The 9,065-nt window shown below is 44.7% G+C and carries 17 protein-coding genes; 12 read left to right on the forward strand and 5 right to left on the reverse strand.

Features of this window, described 5'->3' with window-relative positions:
- Positions 1 to 114: 114 nt before the first annotated feature.
- Together RIN69_RS13985 and RIN69_RS13990 are read right to left on the reverse strand one after the other, a co-directional pair.
- The gene (locus tag RIN69_RS13985; protein WP_313852532.1) at positions 115 to 399 is read right to left on the reverse strand and encodes a CII family transcriptional regulator; all 285 of its coding nucleotides are present in this window, start codon (positions 397 to 399) and stop codon (positions 115 to 117) included.
- 112 nt (positions 400 to 511) lie between these two features.
- A complete protein-coding gene (locus RIN69_RS13990; RefSeq protein ID WP_313852533.1) occupies positions 512 to 727 on the reverse strand; it encodes a transcriptional regulator in 216 nt (71 codons plus the stop codon).
- A gap of 109 nt (positions 728 to 836) precedes the next feature.
- Between RIN69_RS13990 and RIN69_RS13995 the strand changes: the two genes are divergently transcribed.
- Both RIN69_RS13995 and RIN69_RS14000 read left to right on the forward strand, forming a co-directional pair.
- The gene (locus RIN69_RS13995) at positions 837 to 1,541 is read left to right on the forward strand and encodes an XRE family transcriptional regulator (RefSeq protein WP_313857746.1); all 705 of its coding nucleotides are present in this window, start codon (positions 837 to 839) and stop codon (positions 1,539 to 1,541) included.
- Positions 1,542 to 1,631: 90 nt separating this feature from the next.
- Positions 1,632 to 3,239, forward strand: coding sequence for an SIR2 family protein (locus tag RIN69_RS14000; RefSeq protein ID WP_313852534.1), 1,608 nt, complete (start codon positions 1,632 to 1,634; stop codon positions 3,237 to 3,239).
- A 365-nt stretch (positions 3,240 to 3,604) separates the two neighbouring features.
- Here the strand turns inward: RIN69_RS14000 and RIN69_RS14005 are convergent, their stop codons facing one another.
- Positions 3,605 to 3,775, reverse strand: a complete 171-nt coding sequence (locus RIN69_RS14005) for a hypothetical protein (protein WP_313852535.1) — start codon at positions 3,773 to 3,775, stop codon at positions 3,605 to 3,607.
- Positions 3,776 to 3,950: 175 nt separating this feature from the next.
- Positions 3,951 to 4,187, reverse strand: coding sequence for a hypothetical protein (locus tag RIN69_RS14010; RefSeq protein WP_313852536.1), 237 nt, complete (start codon positions 4,185 to 4,187; stop codon positions 3,951 to 3,953).
- Positions 4,188 to 4,217: 30 nt separating this feature from the next.
- Between RIN69_RS14010 and RIN69_RS14015 the strand changes: the two genes are divergently transcribed.
- Positions 4,218 to 4,595 carry a transcriptional antitermination N peptide gene (locus tag RIN69_RS14015; protein WP_313852538.1) on the forward strand — a complete coding sequence of 126 codons (378 nt, stop codon included), beginning with the start codon at positions 4,218 to 4,220 and terminating at the stop codon, positions 4,593 to 4,595.
- A 102-nt stretch (positions 4,596 to 4,697) separates the two neighbouring features.
- Here the strand turns inward: RIN69_RS14015 and RIN69_RS23045 are convergent, their stop codons facing one another.
- Complete coding sequence (locus RIN69_RS23045; protein ID WP_449361556.1) at positions 4,698 to 4,904, reverse strand: ECs_2282 family putative zinc-binding protein; 207 nt, start codon at positions 4,902 to 4,904, stop codon at positions 4,698 to 4,700.
- 172 nt (positions 4,905 to 5,076) lie between these two features.
- Here RIN69_RS23045 and RIN69_RS14025 point away from each other — a divergent pair, with 172 nt between their 5' ends.
- The 9 genes from RIN69_RS14025 (at position 5,077) to RIN69_RS14060 (ending at position 9,043) form a co-directional block, all read left to right on the forward strand.
- Positions 5,077 to 5,244: a hypothetical protein gene (locus RIN69_RS14025; protein ID WP_313852540.1), complete on the forward strand. Its 168-nt coding sequence runs from the start codon at positions 5,077 to 5,079 to the stop codon at positions 5,242 to 5,244.
- 48 nt (positions 5,245 to 5,292) lie between these two features.
- Entirely contained in the window at positions 5,293 to 5,424 is a 132-nt protein-coding gene (locus RIN69_RS23050) for a hypothetical protein (protein WP_449361566.1), read from the forward strand.
- A gap of 8 nt (positions 5,425 to 5,432) precedes the next feature.
- A complete protein-coding gene (locus RIN69_RS14030; protein ID WP_313852541.1) occupies positions 5,433 to 5,711 on the forward strand; it encodes a hypothetical protein in 279 nt (92 codons plus the stop codon).
- A gap of 51 nt (positions 5,712 to 5,762) precedes the next feature.
- Positions 5,763 to 6,272, forward strand: coding sequence for a hypothetical protein (locus RIN69_RS14035; RefSeq protein ID WP_313852542.1), 510 nt, complete (start codon positions 5,763 to 5,765; stop codon positions 6,270 to 6,272).
- Positions 6,273 to 6,297: 25 nt separating this feature from the next.
- Complete coding sequence (locus RIN69_RS14040) at positions 6,298 to 6,522, forward strand: hypothetical protein (RefSeq protein ID WP_313852543.1); 225 nt, start codon at positions 6,298 to 6,300, stop codon at positions 6,520 to 6,522.
- A gap of 405 nt (positions 6,523 to 6,927) precedes the next feature.
- A complete protein-coding gene (locus RIN69_RS14045; protein WP_313852544.1) occupies positions 6,928 to 7,245 on the forward strand; it encodes a hypothetical protein in 318 nt (105 codons plus the stop codon).
- Positions 7,245 to 7,997, forward strand: coding sequence for an ERF family protein (locus RIN69_RS14050; RefSeq protein WP_313852545.1), 753 nt, complete (start codon positions 7,245 to 7,247; stop codon positions 7,995 to 7,997). Before RIN69_RS14045 ends, RIN69_RS14050 begins: the two co-directional genes overlap by 1 nt.
- Complete coding sequence (locus RIN69_RS14055; RefSeq protein ID WP_313852546.1) at positions 7,994 to 8,674, forward strand: lambda exonuclease family protein; 681 nt, start codon at positions 7,994 to 7,996, stop codon at positions 8,672 to 8,674. The genes RIN69_RS14050 and RIN69_RS14055 overlap by 4 nt, the downstream gene beginning before the upstream one ends.
- Positions 8,675 to 8,677: 3 nt before the next feature.
- A complete protein-coding gene (locus RIN69_RS14060; RefSeq protein WP_313852548.1) occupies positions 8,678 to 9,043 on the forward strand; it encodes a hypothetical protein in 366 nt (121 codons plus the stop codon).
- The last annotated feature ends 22 nt before the right edge of the window (positions 9,044 to 9,065 follow it).

The following is a 9,065-nucleotide window of genomic DNA, read 5'->3' on the forward strand; positions in this document are numbered from 1 at the left end:
GGGTTGCAGGTTCTAAGGTATCGGGAGCGGACAATGCTCTTATGCAATTCGTCCTGGCTTATTACGTGTCGTTTTGCCATAATTACTCCTGTGAATTGTTCCAGTCTTTTCGCATCAGGCCTCGAAGCTGTTGACGCAGCTCGGGGCTTTTTCTTTTGGTGATATCGCGTTTATCGTGTCCTGCACCAGTCGCCCGACAGGGCTTACTTCCCATGCCAATTTTGCTGTGCAGATAACAGCCGCAATAAACCGCCAGTCAGCACGGCTTATCTTCGATTCGTGACAGCCAACATTCTTGGCGAATTCTCTTCCTGTTAAAGCCGATACCGCCAGAAGCAGATCGGTTTCTGTACGGTCGATTTCACGCTGTGATGGTTTGCTGTAATTTGCTGAATCCATAGTTAATACTGTCCTTGTTGGTTAAGTAGTTACGTGTGTGCACCGTGGAGTGCCACATTTTTAATGATTCCCCGCGTTGGCGGCGGGACAGATTGATAAAGAGCGGTGTTGCTTAACTTGCCTGAAGCAGTTCGGCTAGGTCTGGGTTAATTTCCTGAGCTTTAACCTTACCGTTTGTTGCCTTTACGATTTTCATTACAAAACGGAGCTCAATACCCCCACCATGCAACCATCTCCAAACTGTTGGCTGAGATACTCCGCATAGATCTGCGAGCTTCTGCTGACTTCCAGCAATGCCAACAGCTTTCTGAATTGCCTTGTTGGTCATAGATAATTCCTTTAAGTATTAATCATGATGGATAATAGCAATGAGTATTGATTTAAGCAATAGCAATACGGTTTTGACGTGCAATACGTTGGCGTATAAATTTGATAGCATGAAAAATGAAACTCTTGCAGACCGCCTGAATCAGGCAATGGAACTTTCTGGCATGACCCAAGGCGCGCTTGCGAAGGCGTCTGGCGTCGCGCAGCCAACGATCTGGAGGCTGTCCAGTGGAAACGCTCGCGGCTCTACCCGTATAGTTGAAATTGCCAATGCACTTGGCGTTCGCTCGGAGTGGCTTTCCACTGGTGAAGGGGCGATGCGTTCCTCTTCTGTTCAGGAACCAGCAAAGCAATATTCAGCCAAAGTTACTAGGGATGACGTATACCGCTTAGATGTTCTCGACATATCAGTCAGCGCTGGTCCCGGAGTCATTAATAGCGAGTTCGTTGAGGTGCTACGCTCTGTGGAGTACTCAATCGAAGATGCGCGACACATGTTTAATGGGCGTAAGCAAGAGCAGATCAGAATCATCAACGTTCGCGGCGACAGCATGAGTGGCACTATCGACCCAGGTGATCTTCTGTTCGTAGATATCACCGTGCAGAGCTTCGATGGCGACGGCATCTATGCCTTTATCTACGATGAGACGGCCCACGTTAAACGCCTGCAGAAGATGAAGGACAAGATACTCGTTATCTCAGATAACAAGACGTACACACCGTGGGAGCCGATTGAGAAGGAAGAAGCGAATCGCATGCTTATCTTCGGAAAAGTGATCGGCAGTATGCCGCAAACTTACCGGAAGCATGGATAAATTATAATAACAGAGATTATTGCTGCCGATTTTTTGTAGCTAACATTTAAAACTAAAACACACAGCATAAAACTATAGAAGGATTTTGATATGCCAAATCGAAACTTTGAGTTCAAGAATTACCCTATAGTGTTCATTGGCTCAGGTATATCAAAAAGATATTTGCAAAGCTATCCCACGTGGGAGGAATTACTTTGTGAATACTGGCAAAAAACAAACCCAGAGATAGATTTTTACAATTATTTATTGTCCATAAAAGAAAGGTATAAATCGTCAGTTAATGATTCATCTGATTTAGATCATAAGATATACACTGAAGCCGCAAGTAAAATAGAATCTGACTTTAATAGATTATTCACTGAGAATGTCATTAAGCTTAAAGGCTTAGATGCAAAACGAGTATTTAACGAAAATATATCTCCATTTAAATTTTCAATTTGCCAAAGATTTTCAAATCCAGCCTTAAAACATGATGTTGACATTGATGAATTAAACTCATTTAAGCTTCTACTAAAAAAAGCAAAAATGATTATCACCACTAATTACGATGCTTTTATAGAAAAACTATTATTAGAACAAGGTATAACACCAAAATTATACATTGGTAATCATGGATTCTTTGAAGATACAATTGGCTGGAGCGAGCTTTATAAAATTCATGGTGACATTAAAGATCCATTATCAATAGTAATTAGCACAGAAGACTATGAAAAGTATGATAGCAAGGCTATTTTAATTAGTGCAAAAATACTATCCAACATGATAAAAAACCCGATACTATTTATTGGCTATTCATTAACAGACAGGAATGTTAAAAAGCTATTATCGGACTTCTCATCGCAACTACCAAAAGAAGACGGAAGAAAGTCTGCTGAACGTATAATACTACTTCAACATAAGCAAAATGAATCAAGCGTCATAACAAAACAAATCACTGACCAGCAACTTCAGGTTACATATACATCTGTAGAAACTGATAATTATAAAGAAATATATGATGAAATAAGCTCTGTTGATGAAGGCCTGTCTCCTTATGACGTTTTACGCTATCAGAGAGCCATCAAAACCCTGATAGTTAATGAAGGTGAAAAAGGAAACCTCGATGCGTTGCTCGTATCCCCATCTGACTTAGATAAGTTAGAGGAGAGCGTTAAGCAAGGTAAGAACCTTGTTGTTGCGCTTGGTGATAAAAAATATGTGTTCACTCAGATAAAAGAGCTTAATTATCTAGAGGATTATTTGTTCGAAAAAAATGAAATATCTAACAGACTTGCTGTAGAATTCATTATTGACTCAACAAACACATTACGAATACCTTTTTCCAAAATAATAGCTTCATGCAACTTTAAAGATCTAAACCTAAAGCAAAAACTTTTGGCGAGATTAAATCAAAGAATTGAAAGACATGGCAAGTTAAATAACATCATAGATTCAGTTAAACTAGATAAAGTAAATGCCGAAAAAACATTCGCCAGCATAAAGGAAGTTAAAGCCTCGGCTTTTAGCAAAAATAAAGAATTGCTTGTGATTGTTAAAAACATTAAAAACTTTAACCGAGAAGAAATAGATAAATATGTTAAAAGCGAGGCTTTTATACAATTTAAAAGCTGCGAAAATGACAATCTTAAAACTGACTATAGAAAATTATTCTTGGCATATGACTTGCTAATTAACGGTGATATAAAAAAGATAGCATAAACAAAAAGCCCTGAAAGATTAGTATTCTTTCAGGGCTATGTAATCAATCCCGTATGGTGGCGGAATGTTTCCCTTATGGGGGAGGGAAACGTGTTCTTACTATATGATGATAGGTTGAATGGGTCAACAACTATAAGAAAAATTAACAATGTAATTTATAAATTTAGTGAATTCAATTAAATAGATAATGAACCATTGCCTCAATCTCAACAGAAGAATTTTTTTCAGTCTTGCAAAAATAAAAATCCCAATAAAATTAATATAATGACTCACTTAATGGCCAGTATTATTTATCTTTCACTTCGTATCAATACGTAAAAGCACTGACTTATCCAGCCACCTAGCCGGTTTTTTGTTGCCCTTCCCTAGCCCTTCAGCGCATCCAGCGCCAACTCATCAGTTATGTCAGGCTCTTCTCCCGACAATTCCACCACCATCTCAGCGATGGTCAGCTTGGTCACTGGTCGCCCCTCTTCTATCAAATCCAGCACAGCCGTGCCAATCGTGTAAGCAATCACCGGCTTTAGCTCCGTCATCAGGACATCTTTGTCTTCCATCATCACTCCATAGATTAAACTTCAACCAAAACACCCTATCACACAGCCACTGAGATGGCATTTACAAAAATAAATTACTTTTGCTATCAAAGGCTAAATAATAATTGCTATTAAAAATACCAATACGTATTGCTATTGAAAATACTCATAGCTATTATTCTTCCATCAGCACAACGCAGCCCACCGCAGAAAGCTGAATGCTCTTTAACAACTGGCAGCGCTGACAAGGCGCGAAATAACCAAACGAGATGGGTTTGGGATTGGATGAATGCGCAGGCTGATGCGCGGTGATGTTGAGGCGGCCACCGCCTTCGTAAAGCCGGAGCGTACAACAAGCGCGGTGGGTTACAAAGCCCGCGACCACCGCACGCCGGAGATCAGCACCGGCCATCCAATCACCAAAACCATTTCAGGAGGCAACATGACAACTATCACTTTCGGTAAATCAGTAAAAGAGACGGCAAAGAGTCGTCGTCATGCTCGTCGTCGTGCAGCAGCGATTGAGCGTGACAATCTGGAGGGGGTTATCGATGCAGCATTCGGCGTTAAAACCCTCTCTCTGGCCGACAAACGCATGAAGGCCCAGCAAAGGGTTAAGTCAGCCCGTAAAGCCTCTGTAATCGCTTCTGGTTGCAGCAATCGAGTACTTAAAGCAGTAGCGAGTCCGAGTGTTCGCGAAGTGAAAGAGATTGAGTTTGTTACTCGGGAGAATCCTGAGTACCGGAAGGTGAACAACCCTTACGGTCAGCTTACTAACGCCAGGCAGAAAATGCGCGGGTGCTGCATTCCACTTATATGAGGTGAGATTGTCATGGAGAGTATAGGTAAATTAGTAGTATCGGTTAGCTTCGATACTACTGAATTAAGAAATCAGATTAATGATTTACGGCAGTTACTTAATTCATCGCTTGAATGCTTTCCTGACTATATCGTTGAGATGATTCTGCGCAGTCTTCCTGCTGTGCTCGAGGATATCGTCCTGTGTAATAACTCTCCCGCAACCGGCACAGGCCTTGATATTGTTCATAGTGTGAGGTTTGGCACGAAATACGAAAGACTCGCTGCCGCAATCAGGGCAAGAAAACTGAGCACGGATACTCTCTGACATAAACCATCCTTTTCGAATGACTGTGGACTCAGAAACATATCAGTTTCCTTTGACTGTGGAAAGCAGGGAAATCACGCGCCGGGCGTGGCTAAATATCCCGGCACACACATCATAAAGGTCGCTTAGGCGGCCTTTTTTTAACAGCGGCGCTGCCGCACATGCTGGAGTGATCATGTATTCGATAGAGATTGAAGATTCAGAAGGCGAGATTTCATATTTCTCTGAAACATTCGATTGCCTGACAGAGGCAACAAGAGCCGCTCGTCGCCTTGAGTGTGAAGATGCCGAGATTGAGTCTGCCGTGGTCGTGGTAACGGAGACTGGTGAACAGGTTAGCTAATTAACAGCGGCGCTGCCGCAGGTTGCAGGACAGCAGCATATCAGCCGCATCGAGAAGGCTTGCTCCTCCCCTTCTCTTCTTGACAGGCATGAGAGCACATCAGTCTGCTTGCCTGAAATTGCATTATTCAACGCGGGTTACCGCACCGTCCGGAAGGGCGTAACACACATCATTAAGTGAGTGGAAGCATGAAAACCATAACTGTTTACGCAAACATCGGCGAAAAGCACACCATCGTTCTTCGTGATGGTGGAGTTCTGATTTTCAATCACTACACCGGTAAGACGGTCGTTCCTGAAGCATTTGATTTTGAAACGGTATCCAGAGATTTCACTGGCAAAGTAAATAGTGAGCAGGTTTTCAAAGCAGCTGCAAGGAAGCGCAGTGCTCACAGTGCGAGTTTCTTTCTGGTGAATCAGATGCACTGGCCGCAAAGCAGCTTTGAAATACAGGGTTGGAAGCATTAACAGAGGTCGCTTAGGCGGCCTTTAACAGCGGCGCTGCCGCAGGAGTGAGAGATGAGTAAACGACTGGAGATTTTGAAAGCCTCTCTCGCAAAGAAAGAGGCGCGATTCGATGAGCGGCTACAGAACCACTTCGACACTGTAGCTCAGGCAAATGGACAGCCGCTGAACGACAAGCGCAATGGGTGCAAGACACTGAATAAGTGGGATAAGCAAAGTGACGCACTGCGAGCTCTACAGGACAGCATTCAGCGCACAAGGGATGCCATTGAGCGAGAGGAAAATAAAATTGCTAATGCTAGCTTGGTAAATTTGCCGTCATACATCCAGCAGGCGATCGATGATGGGCTCATAACTCAGTGGCGCAAATTCCCGCGCTTCTTCTTTGTAGTTGGCGTAAGTGGTGCGCGAATCGTTCTCGATGAGAATACCGGAGTTATAGGTTATCGCTACCTGAGCAAAGTTTCAAAGGACGAGTACCCCACATTTCGGGATGTATTCAACCGGCTGAACAAGCAATGCCGTGAATCACAACAGACTGCCACATGGCGGCCTTTTTATTGAGTGCTGAAAAGTTGAGGAGATGAGAATGGAGAAGCAGTTTGAATATTTCGTCATGGATGCACGAGCGAGATTTGATACCGAGCGTGCAGCTGTTTTCGAGGCATTGGGTAGAAAACTCCCGCAGGCGTGGAAGCTGAGGCGGGACTGGGGTGGCATGGATGCCGTTCTGGTGCGCGCTCCTGTGCTCTCTGATTTGAGGAGTGGCGGTAGTTCCTGTGGTGACTTTGAGTATTTCAGTGATATTGAGTGACACCGCAATGCCCTGTCGCAGTAGGGCATGACGATGTTACTCACATCATCATGAGACCTTTTGCCGCTCACGCCGAGCGGCTTTTTTATGCGCCATACCAAAGCGCCATTGCTCAATGACGCTCCGTTATGCAAACCAATCAAATCATTCACCTGGAGCTACCTATGCAACACGCATTTGCCGGGGCTATCCCAATGGGTAGCTTCTGGCCTCACACGTCTCAGCTTTCCCGTTTAACTGAACGCCTGCGCCGCATCGGACGTTGGTTTATCAAGACTCTTAATGAGAAGGGAAAGCCATGAAACAAATAATCATCACCGCTCGTCGCATGGCTCGAATGGCTCTTGCGACAAATGACCAGGTTATGTGGGCTGCTGCTCACAGTCTTATAAAGGGGTGCTATCGATGAACATCAAACTAACCATCTCGGACAAAATGGAAATAGAGAAGATTATCGATAATCTGTCATCGGATGACGAAGAGCTAATTTATGAGCGCGTTAAAGCAAAAATTGAACCAATGAAAGTTAACCCTGTTGTTAACTCCATAGATGAATTTCTTCAGCGGCATTTCGATTACGACATCATCGACCTCAACACTGATGATGCATGGACACAAGAACTGCGTCATCAGTTCGTATGGGATTACACCAATCGCGCTGAGAAATGGGAGTACGCGGTGGAGATATTCAAAGGCAAGCATTCATATCAGGAGGTGGCGTGATGGGACAGTTAATTGAGCAGGAGAGCAATAACAATCAAGTAATATCCAATGCCCCGATGCGCCTCATAGAGATGGCGGTATCAAATAATGCTGACATCGAAAAGTTAGAGCGGCTACTGGACTTGCAAACTAAATGGGATGCTGAGCAGGCAAGAAAAAGCTATTTGCAGGCGATGTCATCATTTCAGGCGGCGCTACCAACCATCAAGAAGCTGAAGGCCGCGGATTTTGGTCAGGGAAAAGCCAAGTACAAATATGCATCCCTTGATGACATAGCAGAACAAATAAGGCCTTACCTTGAGCAGTTTGGATTGTCTTATCGGTTTGAGCAGTCGATGGTATCTGGAGTTATATCAGTCAAGTGCATTGCCAGTCACAGAGATGGGCACTCAGAGTCGTGTGAAATGACAGCAAGCCCTGACGCATCCGGCGGCAAGAACAACATTCAGCAATCAGCGTCAGCTGTCACGTACCTGCGCCGATACACACTTACAGGAGCATTAGGGATCGTCACTGCCGATGAAGATATTGATGGGCGGCTGCCACAAAAATCCGTTAATGGCTTGTCCGTGTCGACACTCAAACACATAACCGACTTTCTCGTAACTATGGATAAAACGTGGGATGAAGATTTGTTACCGCTATGCTCCAAAATCTTTGGGCGGAATATTCATCAGGCTGATGACTTATCTGAGGATGAAGCGCAAAAAGCTTTCGATTTCTTGAAGAAGAAAGCTAAGGCGGCCGCATGACACCTGAAATCATTCTGGAGCGCACAGGGATTGACGTTCTCCACGTCGAGCAAGGAAGCGATGACTGGATGTCATTACGGCTCGGGGTTATCACAGCGTCGGAAGCGTCAAGGGTGATATCGAAGCCAAAAAGCGGCAAAACATGGTCGGACATGAAGCTGACCTACTTCTATACCCTACTGGGAGAAATATGTACCGGCTCATCACCAGAGGTTAATGCAAAGTCTCTGGCGTGGGGTAAGCAGAATGAAGAGGCAGCAAGGACGCTGTTTGAGTTCACTACCGGCGTTGATGTTACAGAAGCGCCAATCCTCTACAAGGACGAATCACTTCGCACGGCATGCTCACCAGACGGGATTTGCAGTAATGGGCTCGGGCTTGAGCTTAAGTGCCCTTTCACAACCGGCGTGTTCATGAAGTTCCGTCTCGGCGGATTTGATGCCATCAAATCGGATTACATGGCACAGGTTCAGTACTCAATGTGGGTAGCAAACAAGGATGCCTGGTATTTTGCCAACTACGACCCGCGCATGCGGCGAGAAGGTATTCACCACGTCATTGTCGAGCGCGACCCTGAGTTCATGAGCAAGTTCGACGATATGGTGCCGGAGTTTATTGAGAAGATGGACGAGGCGCTTGCAGAAGTCGGGTTTGCGTTTGGTGACCAATGGAGGTGATACGTGGCAGAGCGCTGGCAGGAATATGAAGAAAGCTACATAAGGCAGGTATCCAACTATACCTATCCGCGTGAAATAGCGAAAAAATTAGACAGAAGTGAGCGGTCAGTTCTTACGAAAGCCCGTCAGCTGGGCGTGAAGAAAATTAAAGGCATCAACCGCCGAAAGCCGAAAGGCAAATTCACATTAAGCAGGCACCGACACCTAATCCCCTACCCCGACAGCTGGAGTCAGCAAATGCTGGCTCTTTTTTTTACCCACTCCAACGAGCAGATAGCTGAATTGACCGGTCTTTCCATTGATGAAGTCGGTGACAGAAGGCTGCTTGAGAATCTCAGGCGCAACGGCTGGCTACACAAAGAGCCATGAGTGCTCGTTCAAACTAAATAAC

The organism is Winslowiella toletana (assembly GCF_032164335.1).
GTDB classification, from domain to species: Bacteria; Pseudomonadota; Gammaproteobacteria; order Enterobacterales; family Enterobacteriaceae; genus Erwinia; species Erwinia toletana_A.

Coding starts and splice junctions, on each gene's coding strand:
- RIN69_RS13985 (WP_313852532.1), bottom strand. CDS start 399: ATGGATTCAGCAAATTACAGCAAACCATCACAGCGTGAAATCGACCGT.
- RIN69_RS13990 (WP_313852533.1), bottom strand. CDS start 727: ATGACCAACAAGGCAATTCAGAAAGCTGTTGGCATTGCTGGAAGTCAG.
- RIN69_RS13995 (WP_313857746.1), top strand. CDS start 837: ATGAAAAATGAAACTCTTGCAGACCGCCTGAATCAGGCAATGGAACTT.
- RIN69_RS14000 (WP_313852534.1), top strand. CDS start 1,632: ATGCCAAATCGAAACTTTGAGTTCAAGAATTACCCTATAGTGTTCATT.
- RIN69_RS14005 (WP_313852535.1), bottom strand. CDS start 3,775: ATGACGGAGCTAAAGCCGGTGATTGCTTACACGATTGGCACGGCTGTG.
- RIN69_RS14010 (WP_313852536.1), bottom strand. CDS start 4,187: ATGGCCGGTGCTGATCTCCGGCGTGCGGTGGTCGCGGGCTTTGTAACC.
- RIN69_RS14015 (WP_313852538.1), top strand. CDS start 4,218: ATGACAACTATCACTTTCGGTAAATCAGTAAAAGAGACGGCAAAGAGT.
- RIN69_RS23045 (WP_449361556.1), bottom strand. CDS start 4,904: ATGTCAGAGAGTATCCGTGCTCAGTTTTCTTGCCCTGATTGCGGCAGC.
- RIN69_RS14025 (WP_313852540.1), top strand. CDS start 5,077: ATGTATTCGATAGAGATTGAAGATTCAGAAGGCGAGATTTCATATTTC.
- RIN69_RS14030 (WP_313852541.1), top strand. CDS start 5,433: ATGAAAACCATAACTGTTTACGCAAACATCGGCGAAAAGCACACCATC.
- RIN69_RS14035 (WP_313852542.1), top strand. CDS start 5,763: ATGAGTAAACGACTGGAGATTTTGAAAGCCTCTCTCGCAAAGAAAGAG.
- RIN69_RS14040 (WP_313852543.1), top strand. CDS start 6,298: ATGGAGAAGCAGTTTGAATATTTCGTCATGGATGCACGAGCGAGATTT.
- RIN69_RS14045 (WP_313852544.1), top strand. CDS start 6,928: ATGAACATCAAACTAACCATCTCGGACAAAATGGAAATAGAGAAGATT.
- RIN69_RS14050 (WP_313852545.1), top strand. CDS start 7,245: ATGGGACAGTTAATTGAGCAGGAGAGCAATAACAATCAAGTAATATCC.
- RIN69_RS14055 (WP_313852546.1), top strand. CDS start 7,994: ATGACACCTGAAATCATTCTGGAGCGCACAGGGATTGACGTTCTCCAC.